Annotated in this window: 6 protein-coding genes; 5 read left to right on the forward strand and 1 reads right to left on the reverse strand. The window is 67.4% G+C overall.

Annotated elements, in window-relative coordinates:
* The first annotated feature begins 168 nt into the window (after positions 1-168).
* Both A5787_RS01095 and A5787_RS01100 read left to right on the forward strand, forming a co-directional pair.
* Entirely contained in the window at positions 169-11253 is an 11085-nt protein-coding gene (locus A5787_RS01095) for a type I polyketide synthase (protein ID WP_066960376.1), read from the forward strand.
* A 164-nt stretch (positions 11254-11417) separates the two neighbouring features.
* Positions 11418-12380 (forward strand): sulfotransferase, encoded by a 963-nt coding sequence (locus tag A5787_RS01100; protein ID WP_082977011.1) that lies wholly within the window; start codon positions 11418-11420, stop codon positions 12378-12380.
* A 31-nt stretch (positions 12381-12411) separates the two neighbouring features.
* On the opposite strand, the gene A5787_RS01105 is transcribed toward A5787_RS01100, so the two are convergent.
* Positions 12412-13278, reverse strand: coding sequence for a class I SAM-dependent methyltransferase (locus A5787_RS01105; protein WP_082977012.1), 867 nt, complete (start codon positions 13276-13278; stop codon positions 12412-12414).
* Between the two features lie 918 nt (positions 13279-14196).
* Here A5787_RS01105 and A5787_RS01110 point away from each other — a divergent pair.
* The 3 genes from A5787_RS01110 to A5787_RS28715 all read left to right on the forward strand — a co-directional run.
* Positions 14197-14427: an MbtH family protein gene (locus A5787_RS01110; RefSeq protein ID WP_066960386.1), complete on the forward strand. Its 231-nt coding sequence runs from the start codon at positions 14197-14199 to the stop codon at positions 14425-14427.
* Positions 14428-14432: 5 nt separating this feature from the next.
* Positions 14433-18992, forward strand: a complete 4560-nt coding sequence (locus tag A5787_RS28710; protein ID WP_066960389.1) for a non-ribosomal peptide synthetase — start codon at positions 14433-14435, stop codon at positions 18990-18992.
* 4 nt (positions 18993-18996) lie between these two features.
* A partial coding sequence (locus tag A5787_RS28715) for an amino acid adenylation domain-containing protein (RefSeq protein ID WP_369829067.1) occupies positions 18997-23882 on the forward strand: 4886 nt, incomplete at its 3' end.

Consider the following 23882-nt stretch of genomic DNA (forward strand, 5'->3'; position numbering starts at 1 on the left):
CGCGTGACAGGCGTCTCACCCAGCAAGTATGGTCTAGAACTTGTTATACCCATGTCGAGTAGACGGTCTGGAGACGCGGTTGAGCATCAATCCCTTCGATGACGGCGGGGGCTGCTTTTTCGTCTTGGTCAACGACGAGAAGCAACAGCAGATGATCGGCGGTCGGAGATGACCGATCTGCAGAACAATCTCGAGACACCAAAACCGGCGCGTGGATCGCAGGGGACGGGCGACAGCTTCGCGATCGTCGGCTATGCCGTGCGCCTCCCGGGTGCCGCGGATGCCAACGAGTTCTGGGATGTCCTGTGCGAAGGCCGGGATGCTATCTCGGAGGTGCCCCAGGACCGCTGGGATGTCGAGGAATTCTATGACCCGGATCCCGATGCGCCCGGCAAGATCGTCAGCCGCCGGGCCGGATTCATCGAGGACGTGACGGGGTTCGACGCGCCGTTCTTCGGGCTGTCGAACCGCGAAACCATGCTGATCGACCCGCAGCACCGGATATTGCTGGAGACGGCGTGGCAGGCGGTGGAGCATTCGGGAACCGCCCCGTCGGCGCTGGCGAACACCAAGACCGGTGTGTTCATGGGTCTGGGCACCCATGACTACCTGGGATTGATCTCCGAACAGCTGAGTTACGAGGAGATCGAGGCCTACGTCGCGATCGGGACGTCGTCCGCCGCGGGAGCCGGCCGGATCAGCTATGGGCTTGGGCTGCAGGGTCCGGCGGTGTCTGTCGACACCGCGTGCAGCTCGTCGCTGGTGGCCGTCCACCAGGCGTGCCAGGCCCTGCGCTTCGGGGAATGTGACCTCGCGCTGGCCGGCGGCGTGAACGTGCTGCTCAGCGCGAAGACCGCGATGACCTTCTCCCACGCGCACATGCTGGCCCCGGACGGCCGGTGCAAGACCTTCGACGCGGCCGCCGACGGTTATGTGCGCGGCGAGGGCTGCGGTGTCGTGGTCGTCAAGCGCCTCGAGGACGCGATCCGAGACGGTGACCGGATCCGGGCCGTGATCCGAGGGAGCGCGGTCAACCAGGACGGTGCGTCGGGCGGGTTGACGGTGCCCAACGGGGTCGCCCAACAGCGCGTGATCGCCGAGGCGTTGCAGTGCGCGGGTGTCGCGCCCGGTGACGTGGGATACCTGGAGGCGCACGGGACCGGCACCTCGTTGGGTGATCCGATCGAAGTACAGGCCGCCGGTGCCGCATTGGGCAAAGGGCGCGACGCCGACCGGCCGTTGCTGATCGGGTCGGTGAAGACGAACATCGGGCACCTGGAGGCGGCCGCGGGAATCGCGGGTCTGATCAAGGTGATCCTGTCGCTCGAGCACGAGGTGCTGCCGAAGCACTTGAACTTCAGCAAACCGTCGCCGCACATCCCGTGGGACCGGCTTCCCGTGCGGGTGGTCGACGAGGCCCAACCCTGGGCGCGCGCCGACCGGCCCCGGATCGCCGGGATCAGCTCGTTCGGGTTCTCCGGAACCAACGCGCACATCATCCTCCAAGAAGCTCCAGTAGCGCCCGAAGCCGTCGCCGCGGCGCCGCAGGCCCCGTCGGACGACAGGCGGTTCAGCCTGTTGCCGCTCTCGGCGCGCAACCCGGCGGCCCTGGCGGAGCTCGCCCAGGCCTACAGCGGTTGGCTGGCCGCCCACCCGGACGCGTCGTTGGCCGACGTCTGCCTCACCGCCGGGGCCGGGCGATCGCACTTCGAGCACCGGGCCGCCCTGGTGGTGAACTCGACGGACTCCGCACGTGAGCAACTCGCCGCGCTGGCCGACGATCGCCCCGCACCGGGCTTGCTGCGCGGTGACTGCACCGATCGGCCGAAGACGGCGTGGTTGTTCACGGGCCAGGGCAGCCAGTATGCCGGCATGGCACGGGAGCTCTTCGAGACTGAGCCGGTGTTCGCCGAGACGATGACCCGCTGCGCGGCGGCGGTTGCCGACGTGCTCGAAAAGCCGCTGCTGGACGTCATTTTCGATCCGGACGGTGACGACGCCTTGCGCCAAACCAGTTACGCCCAGCCCGCCTTGTTCGCGGTGGAGATGGGCCTGGCCTGCCTCTGGCAGTCGTGGGGCTTCGAAGCGGACGTGGTGATCGGCCACAGCGTCGGCCAGTACACGGCGGCCTGCGTCGCGGGCGTGTTCAGCCTCGAGGACGGAATGCTGCTGATGGCCGAGCGCGGCCGCCTGTTCGGCAGCCTGCCCGAAGGCGGCCGGATGGTCGCGGTCTTCGCCGCCCCCGAGCGGGTGGAAAGCATCACCGACGAATTCCCCAGCCTTTCCGTGGCCGCCTACAACGGCGCCAACACCGTGCTGTCGGGACCCGTGCAGGATCTCGACCAGGCGGTGGCCGGCTTGGAAGCCGACGGTGTGCGCTGTGACTGGCTGGACACCAGCCACGCCTTCCACTCGGCGCTGCTGGATCCGGTCCTCGACGAGTTCGAGTCGTACGCGAACCGTTTTGAGTTCGGCGCACCGCAAAAGACATTGGTGTGCAACCGCACCGGCGCGGCCCTGGGCAGGAGCGCGAAACTGGACGGCGCCTACTGGCGCCGCCATGCGCGCCAACCGGTCGAATTCGCCAAGAGTGTGCGCACACTGGCCGAACTGCACTGCACGATGCTGCTGGAGATCGGGCCCCAACCGATCCTCACCGCGGCGGCCATGCGGGCGTGGCCGGATCCGGGCACCGCACCCCGGGCGATCGCGTCGATGCGTAAGAACATCGCCGATCACCGCCAGATCACCGAAGCGCTCGCCAACGCTTACATCGTCGGGCACCGACCCGACTTCGGCGCTCTGGCGCCGGCGACCGCGCGCAAGCTCGACCTGCCCACCTATCCGTTCCAGCACCGCCAGTACTGGTTCCGTGAGCGGAAGGTGGCGTCCACCCACACTTCCAGCCAGGCCTCAGCCACGCGGACCCAGGCCGTCGGGCTCCTGGAGGACGGCCGGATCGAGGAGCTCGCTGCGCTACTGGGCGGCGGGGACAGTAATCCACAGACCGTCGATGTGCTGAAACAGCTTGCGGCAGAACACAACCAACAGCGTAATGCGCAGTCCGTCGCGGACTCCCGCTACGAGATCCGCTGGGAGAAATCCGCCGTCAAAACCTCGGGCGCGACTGCCGGCGAGGGCATTGCGTGGCTCCTCGTCAGCGACGACGCCGAGGCGGTTCAGCCGTTGGTCGACGCGCTGACCGCACGTGGGCACCGGCACCGGATCGTGGGGTTGCCGGTGTCCGACGCTGACGCGGTTCGGCTCAAAGAGACGTTGCGCACTGCGTCCGCAGACGAACCGACGCTGCGTATCCTGCATCTCGGGGCCCTCGGATCGGACACGGCACCGTCGACGCAGTCGCTGTTGCGGATGCAACACCAAGTCCTGAGCGGGACGCGGCGACTCTTCTGCGCCGCGGCTGCCGCTGAACTGCGCGCGCCCATCTGGCTGATAACCCGTGGCGCACAACGGGTCACCGGCGCGGACAAGGTGTCACCGGCGCAGTCCTGCCTGTGGGGCTTCGGTCGCGCCGCGGCGCTGGAACACCCCCGACTGTGGGGCGGACTGGCGGATCTGGCCGAAGGCGGCGCCTTGGACGGCGGGGTGTGGTCCCGGCTGATCGACCAGCTGGTGGCGGCACCGGCCGGCGAAGACCAACTCGCGCTTCGGGACCAGGCGGTCTACGTTCCCCGGCTGACTCGACGCGCGGGGCAGCCGGCCGCGACACCGCTGGCACTGCGTGAGGACGCGACATATCTGGTGACCGGCGGGCTGGGCGCGATCGGACTGGAAGTCGCGGCATACCTGGCCGCGCATGGAGCCCGGCATCTGGTGCTGACCAGCCGGCGCGCGCCCAGCGACGCCGCGCAACAACGCATCGATGCGATATGCGAGCAGACCGGCGCCGAAGTGCGGGTCATCACGGCCGACGTTTCCAACCCGCACGATGTTGCTCACGTCTTGGCCACCGTGCGGGCCGAACTCCCGCCGCTGGCCGGCGTCGTGCACGCCGCGGGTGAGATCAGCACCACCCCGCTGCAATCCTTGGATGACGCCGAAGTGGATCGGGTGTTCGCCGGGAAGGTGTGGGGCGCTTGGAATTTGAGCGAAGCTACCGCGGACCTGAAGCTGGACTTCTTCCTCAGCACCTCCTCGATTGCCGGGGTATGGGGCGCCGGCGGCCAGACCGCTTACAGCGCGGCCAACGCCTTCCTCGACGGGCTGGCCTGGCGGCTGCGTGAGCAGGGTGTGCCCGGGATCAGCGTCAACTTCGGTCCGTGGTTGGCGGCGGGCATGGCCGACGAGGCCGCCCGCGCGGAGCTGGACAAGCGTGGGGTCCGGCCACTGTCGCCGGCCGATGCATTGGCGGGGATGGCCGAACTGATGGCGTCTTCGGGCAAGGGCGTATCCCACGGGGTGGTGGCCCGGATCGACTGGGCCGGCTTCCTGCCGCTGTACCAGATGGCGGGCAAGCGATCATTCTTCACGCAGTTGCAGCGTGAGGTGCCCGAGTCGGCACAGGCACCGGCAGAGTCCGGGACCACGCAATTGGTCGACCGGCTCACCGCGGCCCCGGTGCAGCAGCGGAAGAAACTCGTCGTGGACTACCTGCGTGACGCCGTCGCGGACGTGACCCGCATCGACCCCGCCGAAGTCCGCGAGGAGGCCGGACTGTTCGACCTCGGCATGGATTCGCTGATGGCCGTCGAACTGCGGCGCCGGCTCGAGCGAGCGGTGGGCGCGCAGCTGCCATCGACCCTGGCGATGGACTACCCGCGTATCACCGACGTCGCGAATTTCCTCATCAACGACGTCCTCAGCCTCGACGCATCGGCGTCCGCGGGTGCGGCGGCGCCGCCGGCGCCGGTCGCCGCCGCGGTGACGGCGCGCACGGACGAGCCGATCGCGATCGTCGCGGTCGCATGCCGCTTCCCGGGTGCGCCCGATCCCGAGGCGTACTGGGACTTGCTGTCCGGCGGTGTCGATGCGATCCGGGAGATCCCGGATGACCGCTTCGACGTCGACGAGTATTACGACCCGGATCCCGAGGCGCCGGGCAAGATCTACACGCGCTACGGCGGATACCTCGAAAGCATCGACGGGTTCGATCCGGAGTTCTTCGGCATTTCCCCGCGCGAAGCCGTGTGGATGGATCCGCAGCAGCGGTTGATGCTGGAGATCGCGTGGGAGGGCCTGGAACGTGCCGGGTATGCGCCTGCGGCGTTGCGCGGCAGTCGAACTGGCGTGTTCGTGGGCGTGGCCGCCAACGAGTACTCCCAGCTGCTGAACGCCAACTCGGTCGAGACCATCGAGGCCCACTTCATCACCGGCAATGCCCTCAATGTCATCGCGGGCCGGGTGGCGTTCGCGCTGGGGCTGGAAGGCCCGGCGATGGCGGTGGACACCGCGTGCAGCGCGTCGCTGGTGGCCGTCCATCAGGCCTGCCAGGCCTTGCATTCCGGTGACTGCGACATGGCGCTGGCCGGTGGGGTGAACGTCTTGGTGAGCCCGGCGTCCATCGTTGCCACCGCGCGCGCCAGGATGCTGGCCGCCGACGGCCGATGCAAGACCTTCGACGCCGCCGCGAACGGCTACGCGCGCAGTGAAGGCTGCGGGATCCTGGTGCTCAAGCGGCTCAGCGATGCGCAGCGCGACGGCGATCACATCTGCGCGGTCATCAAGGGCAGCGCGGTCAACCAGGACGGCGCTTCCAGCGGTCTGACCGTGCCGAACGGCGGTGCGCAGCAACGGCTTATCGCCGCGACGCTGGCTCGCGCCGGTCTCGTCGGCGGGGACGTCGATTACCTCGAGGCGCACGGCACGGGCACCTCGCTGGGTGACCCGATCGAGGTCCAGGCCGCCGCGGCCGCCTACGGCGTTGGCCGCGACCCGAACCGGCCGCTGCTGATCGGATCGGCCAAGACCAACATCGGGCACCTCGAGTCGGCCGCGGGGATCGCCGGTCTGATCAAGGTCGTGTTGTCCTTGCAGCACGAGGTCCTGCCGCAGAACCTTCACTTCGAGAACCCGTCACCGAACATTCCGTGGGACTCGCTGCCGGTCCGGGTGGTGGACCACGCGATTGAGTGGCACGCCAACGGCAGGCCGCGCCGCGCCGGGACAAGCTCGTTCGGATTCTCCGGCACGAATGCACACGTCCTGATCGAGGAGGCGCCGCCGCCATCGGCAGTGGTCGACGTCACCCCGGAAGGCGACGCGGTTCCCGACAACACCGCGACACCGGAGCCGGCCGCCGAAGATCAACCGGTCGGCGTGTTGCCGCTCTCGGCGCGATCACCGGAGGCGCTGGTGACGTTGGCGCAGCGGTATGGAGCCTGGCTGGAGGAGCACCCGGAGGCCGATGTCGCCGATCTGTGCTACACGGCGGGCGTAGGGCGTTCGCATTTCGAACACCGCGCCGCGTTTGTCGTGGATTCGGCCGCGGGTGCCCGCGAGCTGCTGGCCGGATTGGCCGAGAACCGGCTGGGACCGGGTGCGGTGCGTGGCGTGTGCGGTGACCCGCCGAAGACGGCGTGGTTGTTCACCGGTCAGGGTAGCCAGTACCCGGGAATGGCGCGTGAACTGTTCGACACCGAGCCGGTGTTCGCCGACACCGTGCGGCAATGCGCGGAAGCGGTCGATCCGATGCTGCCGCGGCCGTTGCTCGAGGTGCTGTTCGACACTGACAGCGACACCGGCGGTAACGCCGGAAAAGGGCTGGGCCACACCTCTTTTGCGCAGCCGGCGCTGTTCGCCGTCGAGATGGGTCTGGCGCGGCTCTGGCAGTCGTGGGGCATCGAGCCAGACGTGGTGCTGGGGCACAGTGTGGGCCAGTACGCCGCCGCGTGCGTGGCCGGAGTGTTCAGCCTCGAGGACGGGGCACGCCTGATGGCCGAGCGCGGGCGGCTGTTCGGCAGTCTGCCCGAGGGTGGGCGGATGGTCGCGGTATTCGCCGACGCGCAAAAAGTGGACAGCGTCGCCGAAGAATTCCCGCACATTTCGGTCGCCGCCTACAACGGCCCCAACACGGTGCTGTCGGGTCCCGGCGCGGACCTGGAGGAGATCGTCACCACGTTGACCGGCGAGGGAGTGCGCTGCACGTGGCTGGACACCAGTCATGCCTTCCACTCCGAGCTGCTGGACCCGGTGCTTGACGAATTCGAATCGTACGCAAGCAAGTTCGAATTCGCCGTTCCGACCCTGCCCCTTGTGTGCAACCGGACCGGCGCGCTGCTCACCGCGGAAACCCCGCTGGACGCCCAGTATTGGCGGCGACATTCCCGCCAGCCGGTGCAGTTCGCCGAAAGCGTGCGCACCGTGGCGGCGCTGGGCTGCTCGGTGTTGATGGAGATCGGTCCGCAACCGGTCCTGACCAACGCTGCCGTGCAGGCCTGGCCGGAATCCTCGGCCTCCCCGCGTCCGATCGTGTCACTGCGCAAGGACGCCGATGCCCGGCGTCAGATGGCCGAAGCGCTGGCCGCGGCGTACGTCAGCGGCCATCGGCCGGTATTCGCTGCGCTGCACCATCGGCCGCGCCACAAACTCGAACTGCCCACCTATGCTTTCCAGCGCCGTCGTTTCTGGCCCAAGAATGCCGACATCCGCGGCATCGACGGGCATGGCGCCACCGGATCCGGAATCCTGGGGAACTCAAAGGATCTTGCCTCCGGCGACTCCGTCTACACCAGTCGGTGGTCCGTCAACACGCAGCCATGGCTGTCGCATCACGTCATCTACGGCTCGGTAGTCGTTCCGGGCGCGACGTACGCGGCGATGGCCCTTGCCACGGTCGGGGCGCCGGCGCAGGTGCGGGAAGTCTTCTTCTACGAACCGATCATCCTGGGCGACAAGACTTCCCGGGAGGTGCAGCTGGCGGTGCATCCGGTCGACGGCGGCTGGACCTTCCAGGTGCACAGCCGCCCGTACGGTGATCGTGACGCCGAGTGGTCGTTGAACGCCGACGGTCAGATCGTCAGCGGTGGCGCTGATGTCCAGGACGAGCCCGCACTGGAGCCGACGGAATCCATCGACGCGGCCTGCGAGCGGCTGGGCCGCGCGCGTCCGCAACAGCTGTTCGACACCTTCGCCGACATGGAGCTGACCTGGGGTCCCACCTGGTCCACGTCGCTCAAATCGCTATGGTCCGGTGACGGCGAGGCGATCGGCGATATCGCCATCGGCGACGAGCTTGCCGAACACCTCGGCAGCGAGCCGATCCATCCGGTGCTGCTCGATCTGTGCACCGGAATTGCCTTCCCGGCCTTGGAGGCGGCGCTCGCGGCGACCGAGGATGGCGGGGGTTTGAGCGATCTGTTCCTGCCGCTGCGGTACGGGCGGGTGGTGCTGCATGACGAGATGCCACGGCGGTTCTACTGCCGCGCGCGGTGGCAGAAGGGCGGTCTCGACAGCGAAACCCAGGCGTTCGATCTCGATTTCGTGGATCGTGACGGTCGCCAGCTGGGCGAGATTCGCGACTTCACCGTCAAGCGCGCGCCCCGGGAGGCGTTGCTGCGCGGGCTCGGCGGCGATGCCACCCGCAACCTGTACACCCTCGGCTGGGAGGAGGTGCCGGCACCGGCATCGGGCGGCGCTGTCGCAAACGGCGACGGCACCTGGCTGATCGCCGGGTTCGACGAGCTGGCGGCCGACGTGCCCGGTTGTGTCTCCGTGGACCGTGCATCGGTGGATCCGGAGCGCTGGAAGCGGGTGTTCGCGGAGGCTCAGGAGCGCGGTGCGCCGGTCTCCGGCGTGGTCTGGCGCAGCCCCGGGCGGCCCGACGCGGAAGAGTCGGGCGCCGAATTCGCCGCGCGGCTGGAGACCGAGATCGATGAGCTGCTCACCGTCGTGCGCACGGTGTTGGCCCAGCAAGACCTGAAACTCACCGGCGGACTGTGGATCGTCACCGAACGGGCGGTGGCGACCGAGCCCGGCGAGCCGGTCGACCCGGCTCAGTCGGCGCTGTGGGGCTTTGGACGGACCGTCATCACCGAGCAGCCGAGCCTGCGCTGCAGGCTGGTCGACTGCGACGGGGCCGACGACGCCGTGCGTTCGCTGGCCGGCCTGCTCGGCGCACCCGCCGACGAACCGGAAATCGCACTGCGACAAGGAAAGTACTTGGTCCCGCGGCTGCTGCCGTGGGCGCGCAGCGGCCACCTCCCGGTGCCCCGCGCTACCGATTACAACCTGGAGCCGACCGAACGCGGCGCGATCGACAACCTTCATCTGGTCGAGACGCACGTGCCGCCGCCGAGCGCGGGCGAGGTGCAGATCCGGGTGGAGGCCGCGGGCCTCAACTTCCGGGATGTGCTGAACGTGCTCGGCCTGTATCCGGGCGACCCGGGGCGGGTCGGCGGCGGCGACCTCGCCGGCGTCGTCACGGAGTTGGGCGCCGGGGTCACCGGATTCGAGGTTGGCCAGCGCGTCTTCGGCTTCATGCCGGGCGGGTTCCCCACCCGGGTCAATGTGCCGGCCCAGTTCCTGGCGGCGGTGCCGAACGGGGTGAGCGCGGTAGGGGCGGCGACCATACCCGCCGGGGCGCTGACGACCCGACTCGCTTTCGACTGGGCGAAGGTGGGACCGGGTGACCGGGTTCTCATCCATGCCGCCAGTGGTGGCGTCGGCCTGGCCGCGATCCAGATAGCACAGCAGCGCGGCGCGATCGTCTTCGCCACCGCCAGCACCTACAAGCGGGCGGCGCTGCGCAAAATGGGCGTGGAACACATCTACGACTCGCGCAGTACGGATTTCGCGGACCAGATCCTGGCCGACACCGGCGGCGCCGGCGTCGACGTCGTCCTGAACAGCCTCACCAATGAAGGGTTCATCGCGGCGACGGTGCGGGCGACCGCACAGGGCGGCCGGTTCGCCGAAATCGCCAAGCGCGACATCTGGACTCGCGAGCAGATGGCCGCGGCCCGTCCCGATATCGACTACGAGATCATCGCGCTGGACGCATGCATCGAGCACGAACCCGAGCGGACGGGGAAGTTGCTGACCGAGGTCGCCGACAGCATGGCCAAGGGCGAGTTGAAGCCGATCGCTGCCGAGGTCTACCCGGTGACGGAGGCGAAGACCGCGTTCCGCCGGATGCAGCAGGCGCGACACATCGGAAAGATCGTGCTGCAGATGCCGAAACCGCTGCAGCCGCGCGCCGATCGGAGCTACCTGATCACCGGCGGCCTCGGTGCGCTCGGCCTGCACACGGCGGCCCACCTGGCCCAACTCGGGGCCGGTGACATCGTCCTGACCAGTCGGCGTCTGCCCGATGCCGAGGCTCAGCGGGCAATCGACGACATCACGGAGCGCTACCGGACCCGCATCCACATCTTCGCGGCCGACGTCGGCGACGAAGCGCAGATCACCGCGGTGTTGGACCGGATCCGGGCGGAGTTGCCGCCGCTCGCGGGGGTCGCGCACCTGGCGGGCGTCCTCGACGACGCGCTGCTGCCACAGCAGAGCTCCGAAAGCTTCCGGAAGGCGTTGGCACCCAAGGCCTTCGGCGGCTGCTACCTGCATCGGCTCACGAAGGACGACGATCTTGATTTCTTCATCGTCTACTCTTCGGCCTCCAGCGTGATCGGTTCGCCCGGCCAGGCCAACTACGCGACCGCCAACGCGCTGCTCGACGGGCTCGTTGCCGAGCGCCGGGCCCAGGGCATGCCCGCGACCGCAATCAACTGGGGTCCGTGGGCAAAGGGTGGCATGGCCACTTCGCACGCCGCGCGCGCCAATCTCAGTGCGCAGGGCCTCATCCCGCTGGAACCTTCGGCCGCCCTCAACGCGCTCGACGAGATCGTCGCACACGGAACTGCGCAGGCAACCGTCATCAAAGCCAACTGGCAGCGCGCCGCGAAGGGGCTGGGCGCCACTCGCCCGGCGATGCTCGACCATGTGCTGCCGAGCGCTGTCACGGCGACGCGCGGCGACAGCGAGTTGTTGCGACAACTGCACGAGGTACCCGAGGCCGAGCGCGGCAGCTTCCTCACGGAGTACCTGCGGTACGAAGTCCAGAATTTCCTGAGGCTCGCACAACCGCCGGCCGCAACCAGCCGGTTCCTGGAGCTCGGCACCGATTCACTGATGGCGGTCGAATTCAGCAACCGGTTGCTTCCACAGTTCGGTGGCGCGTTCACGATCAGCGCGACCGCGGTATTCGACTATCCGACCATCGGGTCGCTGGCCGAGTACCTGGCCGGTCAGGTGCCGGAGTCCGATAAGGCGGGTTCAGTCGGCTTGGCCGAGCCTACGTAAGCCACGCCCCGAAACCGCCGGGCCACGTCGGTGTTCGCGCGCGTTTCGGTTCAGCAGCGTAGGAAGCCTGAAGTCAGCGATCCAGATTGCTAATCCGGAGGCCCGCAGCCGTTCCCTCGAGCCTCCCCAGACGGTCAAGAAACTAGACGGGAGGGTGCGGGGACGTGGCCACGGAACGCGAGCTTGTCGACCCGCCTGCGGGCAGCAAGCGGATTCTCGTCACCGGCGCACCCCGCTCCGGCACGACCTGGACTGGCCGAATGATTGCGCAGGCACCGGGGATGGGGTACCTCCACGAGCCGTTCACCACCGAAAACGGTGACTTATGCGGCTTCGCCAATCCGATTAAAGCCCAGTTCCAGTACATCACCGACGAGAACTCTTACCCATTCGACAAATATCTTGAGGGACTGGTTAGTTTCAAGTACCCCTTGGGGACAAATCTCATCCACGCCAAGAGCGCGAGGGAAGCGGCTCGAAGTCTATTGGCGTTTGCGAATCTTTCCACGCACCGACTGAGAAAAAAGACGGCTGTCATGAAAGATCCCATCGCCATATTTTCCGCCCCCTGGTTGGCTCGCCAATTCGATATGAACGTTGTCGTCATGATCCGGCATCCCGCCGCGCTATGTTCCAGCCTGAAAATTTTGAAGTGGAAATTCGACTTCAACCACTTCCTGAGACAGCCGCAACTCATGCGCGAAACTCGATTGGCGGATTTCGACTCGGATATTCGGTATTTCGCCGAGCATGAACAAGAAATTATCCCGGTGGGTGCCCTGTTATGGAACTGCATATACGCAGTGGTAGACGAGTACCGCATGCGCTATCCGGGGTGGCTGTTCCTCAAGCACGAAGAATTATCCATGGATCCGGTGGGCAGTTTTCAAAAAATCTATGCGGCGCTCGGCCTGGAATTCACCACCAGCGTCCGAAGCGCCATCGAGGCGAGCTCGGGCGAGCAGAACCCTTCCGAACCGCAGCGGGGCGATGAATTCACGATCAGGCGAAACAGCAAGGTGAACGTCTCAAACTGGATGAATCGGCTCAGCGACCGCGAGATTTCCACGATCAGAAAGCGGACAGGTGACGTATCGCGGCTGTTCTACTCGGATCTCGACTGGTGACGTCCCGAATGCAGGGCTGCCGGGGACGACGCTAGGCGGCTTCGGTACGCAATTGAGATCTCAGTATCCGGTACTCCAATAGGCCGGCCCGCATCTGTTCGTAGATCGCGGACCCGGGCAGGGACAGGAAGTTCGCAACACGTGCATTTCCGTCGCCATAAACCTGAGCCCAGGTGTCACTTGCTTGATCGCGCGAGGCCAGCACGTTAGCGGTAATATCCCGGTCGCTTTCTGTGACGAAGCCCGATCGCTTTAAACGCATCCTCACCTGGTCCCAGTCCTCGGGACTTAAAAAGTCGGTGTGTAAGAACCATCCCGCGGGCCGGCAAATCCTTCGAACTTCACTCAGGAACTTCGGCAAATTGCCATAGGAATGTGAGGACTCCACGTTGATGATGGCATCGCACGACGCATCGGACAGGGGAATATTCAGTGCATCGCCGACCCGGAAGTCTATCGGACGCTTGACGTGCGTTTTACTGCAGAAAGCGATCGCTTCCGAGGACATGTCGATGCCGATCACCTGCGCGTTGAACTTCTCCGCGACAAGTGCGGCGTTGCCGCCGCGGCCACATCCTATTTCGACGACTGTGCGGTCATTGAGGTCAACCGGTCCAACGACTTCGAACACCAGCCGGACCGAGTTGGCGTTGAAAGTTCCCGGGCGAATGGTGAACGCAGATTCGTCGTTGGAACCCAGCGTGGCGTACCCATAATTGAGAAAAAATGATGAATCCGCGACCCCGGCGTCCTCTAGCCGGCGGCTGAGCAGATTGTAAAAGCTTTTCCACCCGCCGGCGGTCGTGGAGAGCAGGTCGTCAGCGAGGTGCTCCGACATTGCAACTGGTGAATTATCCGTCGATTCAACCTGCGTCGAAGCTTCGCTGTGGTTGTCCATTTATGTCGTCCCAACCGGATCTGCTTTGACCCATGATCGGTCACATGGTGTCTTTTATTATGGATATTTCATTCGGAATACACCGGTCCAACGTGCCGCCCAATCACGTTGCATGCTACACGACCGGCTCGCGTCGGGTAACGGCTCAACCTGCACGCGTTAGGCGTCGTAAATTCATGTGGTCCAGCCACCAACTCACCTCGATCGGCTCGCCCGGCGCATCGGCCATGTCGCCTCACTAAATTGCGCCGTCCACACCGCGTGGCGACGTCTGCCACCGCAAAGATCCCTGCTTCGTCGTCGGAAGTTCTGATGAGACCGTTGGTCGCGGCCGGCGCGCTGCACCGTTGAATGTGCGCGCCCGACGCACCCGGCACCGCGACCACGGTCGCCGGCGCTCCGGCGTTGGTTCGCGCCGAGGTAACTGTGCGGGCAACCGTCATCAGGTTGACCGGTGCGCCGCGCAGGGCGGGGCTCCGGAGACTCCGCGACTTACCCCAGGCGCGGGGCGGCGATTTCCCCCACCTAATACATAGGCGCCGTGGCGGACCGCGACCGAGGGTCCCTGGCGCCTTGCGGCGGCACGGCGGCGTGGAGCCACCGCTAGGAGGCCACCGGGGCGGCGTCGTCGGGTCGGAGATCCCGGGGCGCCCCGGGACGGGCGAGCAGTCCAAATATGTCGCGTGAGCCGCGGCGGTCGCGGCGGGACCACCCGACAGAGCCCGCTACGCAGACCATGGGTAGCGGAGCGAGCGGTGAAACCATACTAATAGTTCGTCTAGGCAACGTTCCGGATGCGGTGGTGTCAGCAGAACCCCGCCACCTCAAATTCCGCGAAGGCTTAGACAAGCTCTGTGGGGCTCCAGTATGGTTTAGAACTTGTTGTACCCATGTCCAGTAGACGGGTCTGGAGACGCGGTGAGCACTAATCCATTCGACGACGACGACGGCAGTTTCTTCGTCTTGGTCAACGATGAGGAACAACACAGCCTGTGGCCGGCCTTCGCCGATGTTCCAGCCGGCTGGCAGGTGGTGTACGGCGAAGCGGACCGCGCAGCGTGCCTGGACTATATCGAACAGAACTGGACCGATATACGGCCGAAAACTCTGCGCGAAAGGTTAGCGGCGGGACAGGGGTTTGATAGGTAATCCGGATGGAACTTGATGACCGGGCTCTCCCGCTGACGCGGGGACAGCTGGACATTTGGCTCGCGCAGGAAACGGGTCACTCCGGCACGGAGTGGCAGCTTGGCGTCCTCGTGCGATTCGACGGCACGGTAGACCGCGAGTTGCTTCAGCGCGCGATCCGTCACGTGATGCGGGAGGCCGAACCGGCCAGGGCCGCCGTGTTCGAGGTGGACGGCCACGTCGTCCAGAGGGCGATCGATTGCCCCGACTTCGAGCTGGCCTTCCACGACCTGAGCGACACGCGCCATCCGGTGCAGGAAGCCCGTCGCATGGCGTTATCGATACAACACACGCCAATGCCCTCCGACGGCCCGCTGTTCAATTTCACTTTATTCCAAACATGGTCCGATGAATTCTACTTGTTCGGGTGCTTTCACCACATGATCGTGGACGGCTCCGGAATTACGCTGATCGCCAATCGGATTGCGACCGTCTACGCGGCAATTGTTTCGAATGCACCCATTCCTCCTACTTTCTTCGGCTCGCTGCAGGACTTGGTCCGCTGCGAATCGGAATACGAAGCGTCCACCGATTATCTGGACGATCAGGACTATTGGGCCAGGAATCTTCCACCGGAAAGCGGACCACAGAACGGGTTTCTCCCGGCCGTGGATGAGGCGGACGGGTCTGAGCCTTCCGCGCCGGTTCGACTGGACGCTGCCGTGCTTCGGCGAGTTCAAGAATTGTCCGACGGGTGGAATATGCCTCGATCGTCGGTCATCACCGCGGCGTGTGCGCTTTTGGTGCGCGGGTGGTGCGCCGAGGGCTCAGAGGTGGTGCTCGACTTCCCGGTCAGCAGGCGCGTGCGTCCGGAGTCAAAGACGCTGCCGGGCATGGTTTCCGGAGTGGTGCCGCTGGTGTTGAGCGTTGCGCCGCAAGCCACGGTCGCCGGCTTCTGTGAATATGTCGATGCGCGAATCCGGGAGGCGCTGGACCATCAGCGGTTCCCGGTGCACGCCCTCGAACGCAAGGCCGACCCGCGCGGCGCGGGACAGCGAGCCGGTCGGGTCAGCGTCAACTTCATGCCGTCGAAGATGACGATGGACTTCGCCGGTGTCGCGGCCTCGGCGTCCTTCACCAATCCCGTTCAGGTGGGCGCCTTCGCGTTGATCTTCTCTGGCGGCGGCGACCAGCTTTTTCTCAGCACGGCGGGCGCCGGGGGCCCGTTTGCGAAGCTCGAGGTCTCGGAATTAGCGAGACGGTTGGGCCGGGCACTGGCGGCTATGACCGCCGACCCGGCGCGGCGGCTCTCGTCGCTGGATCTTCACGATGCCGCCGAGCTCGACGGGCTGGATGGGTGGGGTAACCGCGCGGTATTGAGCCGGCCGGCACCCGCGTCGCAGTCCATTCCGGCGATGTTCGCCGCGCAGACAGCCCGCGCCCCGGAGGCGGTGGCGATCACTTTCGGGGAATCATCGTGGACCTACCGAGAGGTTGAGGAGACCGCCAACCGGTTGGCGCACCTACTGGCCGGCCACGGGGTGGGCCCGGGGCAGCGGGTGGCGCTGCTGCTGGAGCGTTCGGCCGAAGCGATCGTGGCGATTCTGGCGGTGCTCAAAACCGGGGCGGCGTACGTGCCGATCGACCCGGCGGTGCCGGCGGCCCGAATCGAGTTCATGCTCGACGATGCCGCGCCGATCGCGGCGATCACCACCGGCGCCTTGGCCGATCGGCTGGGCGGGCGCGATCTGCTGATCGTCGATGTCGCCGAGGTCGCAGACCCTGAAGTCGGCCGTCAACCCGGCACGGTGCTGCCGGTGCCCGAGCCGGACAACATCGCCTACCTCATCTACACCTCGGGGACCACGGGTGTCCCTAAAGGGGTGGCCATCACCCACCACAACGTGACCCGGCTGCTGGAGTCCCTGGACGTCGAGCTGTCGCCGGGGCAGGTGTGGTCGCAGTGGCATTCGCTGGCCTTCGACGTCTCGGTGTGCGAGATCTGGGGTGCGCTGCTGTCCGGCGGCCGACTCGTGGTGGTGCCCGAGTCGGTGGCCCGCTCGCCCGAAGATTTCCATGCGCTATTGGTCAAAGAACAGGTCGAAGTCTTAAGCCAGACCCCGTCGGCGTTCTATGCGCTGCAAACCGCGGACGCGCTCTCACCCGAGCAGGGACGTCAACTCCGACTTCATGCGGTGATCTTCGCCGGTGAAGCACTGGAACCGCAGCGGTTGCGGACGTGGCTGGACAATCATCCGGAAGCACCCCGGCTGCTCAACTTGTATGGCACGACAGAGACGACGGTGCATGCCTCGTTCCGGGAGATCTTCCCCGATGATGTCGATCGCTCGGCCAGCCCTATCGGCGTCCCGTTGGGCCAGTACGCGTTCTTCGTGCTCGATGCGTGGATGCAGCCGGTCCCGCCCGGGGTCGTGGGGGAGTTGTATGTGGCCGGCGGCGGCGCGGGGTCTGGGTATTGGCGGCGGCCGGGCCTGACGTCGACGCGGTTTGTGGCGTGCCCGTTCGGGGAGCCCGGGGCGCGCATGTATCGCACCGGGGACCTGGCGTGGTGGGGTACCGACGGGCAGCTGCGGTACGTGGGTCGTGCCGATCAGCAGGTCAAGATTCGCGGCTTCCGCATCGAGCTGGGTGAAGTCCAAGCTGCCCTCGCCGAACTGGACGGTGTCGAGCAGGCGGTGGTGATCGCGCGCGAGGACCGTCCCGGCGACAAGCGCCTGGTGGGGTACGTGACAGGGACCGCCGAGCCGGCCGCCGCACGCGTTGCGCTGGCCGAGCGGTTGCCGGCGTACATGGTGCCGGCCGCGGTCGTGGTGATCGAGGCGGTGCCCCTGACGGTCAACGGCAAACTCGACAAGCGAGCCCTGCCGGCACCCGAGTATCGGGACGTCGATCGCTATCGGGCCCCGGGCAACGCGGTCGAGGAGATCCTGGCCGACATCTACGCGCAGGTGCTCGGGCTGGAGCGCGTCGGGGTGGACGAGTCGTTCTTCGAGCTCGGCGGGGACAGCATCCTGTCGATGCAGGTGGTGGCGCGCGCGCGGGCCGCCGGGGTGGTGTGCCGGCCGCGAGATATTTTCGTCGAGCAAACGGTGGCCCAGCTGGCGCGGGTAGCCGAAGTGGCCACCGGTGACGCCGACGTGAGCGACGAGGGCCTCGGTCCGGTGGTCGCGACACCGATCATGTGCTGGCTGCGCGGTGTCGAGGGACCGGTCGATCAGTTCAACCAGACGGTGTCGGTGCAGGCCCCGGCCGGGGTGACGGAGGCCGACGTGGTCGCGGTGCTGCAGGCCGTGCTGGATCGCCACGCCACGCTGCGGATGCGGGTCGAGGACGACGGCGCCGGCGGCTGGTCGTGCATGGTGCCCGAGGCCGGCTCGGTGGATGCGCGCGGGTACCTGCGCGCGGTGCCGGTGCTGTCCGATGAGGCGGTGATCGAGGCGCGGTCGCGGTTGGATCCGGCGGCCGGGGTGATGCTGAGTGCCCTCTGGGCGGCCGACGCCGGGCAGTTGGTGTTGATCGTTCACCACCTCGCCGTTGACGGGGTGTCGTGGCGGATCCTGCTCGAGGACCTCAACATTGCCTGGGCCCAGCATCGCGGTGGGCAGCAGTTGGTGTTGCCGGCGCCCGGGACCTCGTTTGCCCGCTGGGCGTCGCTGTTGGCCGAGCACGCGCACCGCCCGGAAATCGTGGCGCAGGCCGACGCGTGGCGGCAGATCACGGCGGCGCCCGCGGCGCTGCCGGCGGTGCGTCCCGAAGTGGATACCTATGCGAGCGCGGGCAACCTGTCGGCGCAGCTGGATGCCGAGACCACCCGGGCGCTGCTCGATGAGGTGCCGGCGGCGTTTCATGCCGGGGTGCACGACATCCTGCTGATCGCGTTCGCCTTGGCGCTGGCGGAATTTGTGGGCGGCGGTGCGCCGATCGCTATCGACGTGGAGGGTCACGGGCGCCAAGAGGAGCTGGCTCCCCATGTCGACCTGTCTCGCACGGTCGGCTGGTTCACGACCAAATACCCCGTATCCATCGCGGTCGCAGGCCTGGACTGGGCGCGGGTGGTGGCCGGTGACGCGGGGCTGGGGACGTTCATCAAAGACGCCAAAGAGCAACTTCGCGCGCTGCCGGACGGCTTGACTTACGGGGCGCTGCGCTACTTGAACAGCGATGTCGACCTGCCACCGTCCGACCCGCCGATCGGGTTCAACTACCTGGGGCGGCTCGGTGGGGCGGGCGAGGTGTCCGGTGACGTTTGGCGGCTCAGCCAGGACGGCTGGTCGGTCACCGACGTCGCCGCCGCCATCCCCATGCCGTTGATGCACACCGTGGAGCTCAACGCCAGCACGGTCGACGCCGATACCGGCCCGCAGCTGCACGCCCGCTGGACGTGGGCCCCCTCGACCCTGGACCACGCGCAGGTCAGCCGGCTTAACCGGTTGTGGTTCGACGCGTTGGCCGGCATCAGCGCGCATGTGCGAAGCGGCGGGGGCGGATTGACGCCCTCCGACATCGCTGCCGGTCTCAGCCAGCAACAAATCGACGACCTTCAGCGGCAATATGCGGATAGCTGACGTTTTGCCACTGACCCCCTTGCAGCAGGGGCTGTGGTTCCATGCCATCACCGATCAGGGCGGCGACGACGTCTATGCCGTACAGCTGGAGATCGCGCTGAGCGGTCCGGTCGATCCGGACCGCCTGCGCAAGGCGGTGCACGCGGTGGTCACCCGCCACCCCAACCTGGCGGCCCGATTCTCCGACAAGTTCGACCAGCCGGTGCAGATCATCCCGGCCGATCCCGTCGTGCCGTGGCGCTACGTCGACCTTCGCGGGGGCCGCCCGGACCTCGATGAGCAGATCCGGCAGGTGTGCGCCGCCGAACGCGCCGCGGTCTGCAATCTCACCAACCAGCCGGCCTTCCGCGCCGCGCTCATCGGCACCGCCGACGATCAGCACCGGTTGGTGCTGACCAATCACCACATCGTGCTGGACGGCTGGTCGCTGCCGATCCTGCTGGGGGAGATATTCGCCAGCTATCACGGGCGATGGCTGCCCGCGGCGGCGAAGTACCGCAGCTTCGTGACATGGCTGACGAGCCGTGACCTTGATGCCGCGCGCGCAGCCTGGCGTGAGGTGATGGCCGGATTCGACACCCCGACATTGCTGGCCCCGCCGGGCCGGCTGGGCCTGGGGCCGCGCGGCGTTGCCTCGTTCCGCGTGCCCGAGCAGACCACGCGGGCGCTCGGCGAGCTGGCGCGCTCGAGTCACACCACCGTCAGCACCGTGGTGCAGGCCGCCTGGGCGCGACTGCTGGTGGGGCTGACCGGGCGGCACGACGTCGCCTTCGGCACGACGGTGTCGGGGAGGCCGCCCGAGCTGACCGGCGCGGACTCGATGGTGGGCCTCTTCATCAACACGGTGCCGGTGCGGGCGAGCATCACGGCGACGACCACCACCACCGACCTGCTCGACCAACTGCAAAACGCCTACCACCACACACTCGACCACCAGCACCTGGCGCTCACCGAGATGCACCGCGTCACCGGCCTGGACCAGCTGTTCGACACCTTTTTCGTGTACGAGAACTACCCGCTCGACGCGGCCGCGTTGTCGGGCGGCCAAGGTGACCAAGGGTTGGCCATCACCGATTTCGCCCACCGCGAATACAACCACTACCCGCTTGCGGTCCAGGCCATGCCGGGCACGGAAATGGGTCTTCGCGTCGAATTCGACACCGACGTGTTCGACGCCGCCGACATCGAGAGGCTGATCGAGCGGTTCCAGCGGGTGCTGACGGCGATGACCGCCGATCCGGGCCGGCGGTTGTCATCGATGGATGTGCTTGACACCGCCGAACACGCCCGGCTGCAGAGGTGGGGCAACCGCACGGGGTTGACCCAGCCGGTGGGTGTGCCGGTGTCGATTCCGGTGCTGTTCGGCGCGCAGGTGGCGCGCACGCCGGACGCGGTGGCGATCAGCGCGGGGGAGCGTTCGTGGACCTACCGCGAGGTCAAGCAGGCGGCCAACCGATTGGCGCACCTGTTGACCGGCCAGGGTGTGGGTCCGGGCCAGCGCGTGGCGCTGTTGTTGCCGCGGTCGGCCGACGCGGTCGTGGCGATGTTGGCGGTGCTGAAGACCGGGGCGGCGTACGTGCCGATCGACCCGACGGTGCCGGCGGCCCGGATGGGGTTCGTGCTCGACGACGCCGCGCCGATCGCGGCGATCACGACCGCCGGCTTGGCGGATCGGCTGCACGGACGCGGCGTGGCAGTCATCGACATCAACGACCCCGCCATCGATCGCCAACCCAGCACCGCGTTGCCGGCGCCGGCCCCCGATGACATCGCCTACCTCATATACACGTCGGGTACCACCGGAACCCCGAAGGGCGTGGCGATCCCGCATCGCAACGTGACGCGGCTGCTGGAGACGCTGGACGCCGATCTGGAGCTGGCGGGGCAGGTCTGGTCGCAGTGTCATTCGTTGGCCTTCGATTTCTCGGTGTGGGAGATCTGGGGCGCGCTCCTCTACGGCGGCCGGCTGGTGATCGTGCCGGATTCGGTGGTCCGCTCCCCGCAAGACCTGCACGCTTTGCTGGTGACCGAACAGGTCACCGTGCTGAGCCAGACCCCGTCGGCCTTCTATGCGTTGCAGACCGCCGATGCGGCACAGCCCGAGCCGGAGCCTCGGCTGAAGCTCGAGGCCGTGGTGTTTGGCGGCGAGGCGCTGGAGCCGCAGCGGCTGCGGAGCTGGCTGGACAACCATCCGGGCTTGCCGCGGCTGATCAATATGTATGGCATCACCGAGACGACCGTGCATGCGTCGTTCCGGGAGATCGTCGTCAGCGACGTCGACAGCGTCGCCAGCCCCATCGGGGTACCGCTGGCCCACCTGGAGTTTTTCGTGCTCGACGGGTGGTTGCGGCCGGTCCTGCCGGGTGTGGTGGGGGAGTTGTACGTGGCCGGCGCCGGAGTCGCGGACGGCTATGTGGGTCGGGCGGCGCTGAGCGCGACGCGGTTTGTGGCCTGCCCGTTCGTCGGGCCGGGAGCATCGGGACAACGGATGTATCGCACCGGGGACCTGGTGTGGTGGGGCGCTGACGGACAACTGCGGTACGTGGGACGCGCCGACAAGCAGGTCAAGATCCGCGGGTACCGCATCGAACTCGGCGAAATCCAGGCAGCACTGAGCGCGCTGGACGGCGTAAAGCAGGCTGCGGTGATCGCCCGCGAGGACCGCCCCGGCGACAAGCGACTGGTGGGCTACGTCACCGGGATCGCGGATCCGGCGTCGTTCGCAGCGTCGGCGCGTGCGGCGCTGGCCGAGCGGCTCCCGCCATACATGGTGCCGACCGCGGTGGTGGTGCTGGACGCGCTGCCATTGACGGTCAACGGCAAACTCGACACCCGGGCGCTGCCGGCACCCGAATACCAGGATGGCGACCACTATCGCGCCCCCACCAACGCGGTCGAGGAGCTGCTGGCCGACATCTACGCGCAGGTTCTGGGTGTGGAGCCGCCGCGGCTGGTAGGGGTGGATGAGTCGTTCTTCGACCTCGGTGGGGATTCGCTGTCGGCCGTGCGGCTGATCGCCGCGGTCAACAGCGGCCTGGACGCCGGTCTGTCGGTCCGTACGTTGTTCGAGGCGCCCACGGTTGCCCAGTTGGCGACGCGCATCGGTGGGGACGAAGCCCGGTTGGAGCCGTTGACGGCCGTGGAGCGGCCCGCGGTGATTCCGTTGTCGTTTGCCCAGAGCCGGTTGTGGTTCATCGACCAGTTCCAGGGTCCCTCGACGATCTACAACATGGCGGTCGCCTTGCGGTTGCGCGGGCGGATGGATGCCTTTGATGAAGAAGCATTGGGCGCGGCGCTGGCCGACGTGGTGGTCCGGCAGGAGAGCCTGCGCACGTTGTTTGCCGCCTACGACGGCATACCGCGCCAGCTGATCGTGCCTCCCGAGCGGGCCGACTTCGGTTGGGCAATCGTCGACGCGATCGGCTGGTCGGAGAGCCAGCTGGGCGAGGCCTTCGACACCGTGGCGCGTCACCCGTTCGATCTGGCGGCCGAGATCCCCATGCGCGCAAGGCTTTTCCGGGTTGCCGAGGATGAACACGTGCTGGTTGCGGTGGTGCATCACATCGCCGCCGACGGCGCGTCGATCACTCCGCTGGTGCGGGATCTCGGGGTGGCCTACGCCTGCCGCCGGGTGGGGCAAGCCCCCGACTGGGGCGGTCTGGCCGTGCAGTACGCCGATTACACGCTGTGGCAGCGCGCGCAGCTTGGCGATCTCAGCGATAGCGGCAGCCGCATCGCCGCGCAGTTGGCCTACTGGCAAGAGGCCCTGGCCGGGATGCCGGAGCACCTGCAACTGCCCACCGATCGGCCCTACCCGCCGGTCGCGGACTACCGCGGCGCGAGCGTGTCGGTGGACTGGCCGGCCGAGCTGCAGCGGCAGGTCGCCCGGGTGGCGCGCGAACACAACGCCACCAGCTTCATGGTGATGCAGGCCGCCATGGCCGTGTTGCTGGCCAAGCTCAGCGCGAGTTCCGATGTGTCCGTGGGCTTCCCGATCGCCGGGCGTGGGGACCCGGCGCTGGACGAGCTGGTGGGCTTCTTCGTCAACACCCTGGTGTTGCGGGTCGATCTGGCCGGTGATCCCAGCGTCGCCGAGCTGCTCGCTCAGGTGCGCGCGCGCAGCCTGGCCGCCTACGAGCACCAAGACGTGCCCTTCGAGGTACTGGTGGAAAGGCTCAACCCGACCCGAAGCCTGACCCACCACCCGCTGGTCCAGGTGATGTTGGCCTGGCAGAGCGGGCAGGGGCAGGGCACCACCGGCCCCGCGGCGGGGTTGGCCTTGGCTGGCTTGCAGGTCACACCGTTGCCGCTCGACACCCGGACTGCCCGCACCGACCTGGCGTTCTCCCTGGGCGAGACGTGGACCGACGCCGGCGAGCCCGCCGGAATCGCCGGGGCGGTGGAATTCCGCACCGACGTGTTCGACGCCGCCAGCATCGAAGCGCTGATCGAGCGACTCAAGCGGGTGTTGGTCGCCCTGACGGCGGATCCGGGGCGGCGCCTGTCGTCGGTGGATCTGCTCGATGAGGCGGAGCACGCCCGCCTCGATGAGGCGGGCAACCGCGCGGTGTTGGGCCGGCCCGCGCCGGTCGCGGTGTCGGTACCGGAGCTGTTCGCCGCGCAGGTGGCCCGCGCCCCGGAGGCCCCGGCGGTGACCTTCGGGGGCCGGTCAATGACCTACCGGGAACTCGACGAGGCCGCTAACCGGTTCGCGCACTTGCTGTCTGGCCATGGTGTCCGCCCCGGTGCGTGTGTGGCGTTGCTGTTGGAGCGGTCGGCGCAGGCCGTCGTGGCCATGCTGGCGGTGCTCAAGACCGGGGCGGCCTACCTGGCGATCGACCCGGCGCTGCCGGCGGCCCGGGTCGGGTTCATGCTCGACGATGCCGCGCC

Origin of the sequence: Mycobacterium sp. 852002-50816_SCH5313054-b, from assembly GCF_001667185.1 — a bacterium.
Classification (GTDB): domain Bacteria; phylum Actinomycetota; class Actinomycetes; order Mycobacteriales; family Mycobacteriaceae; genus Mycobacterium.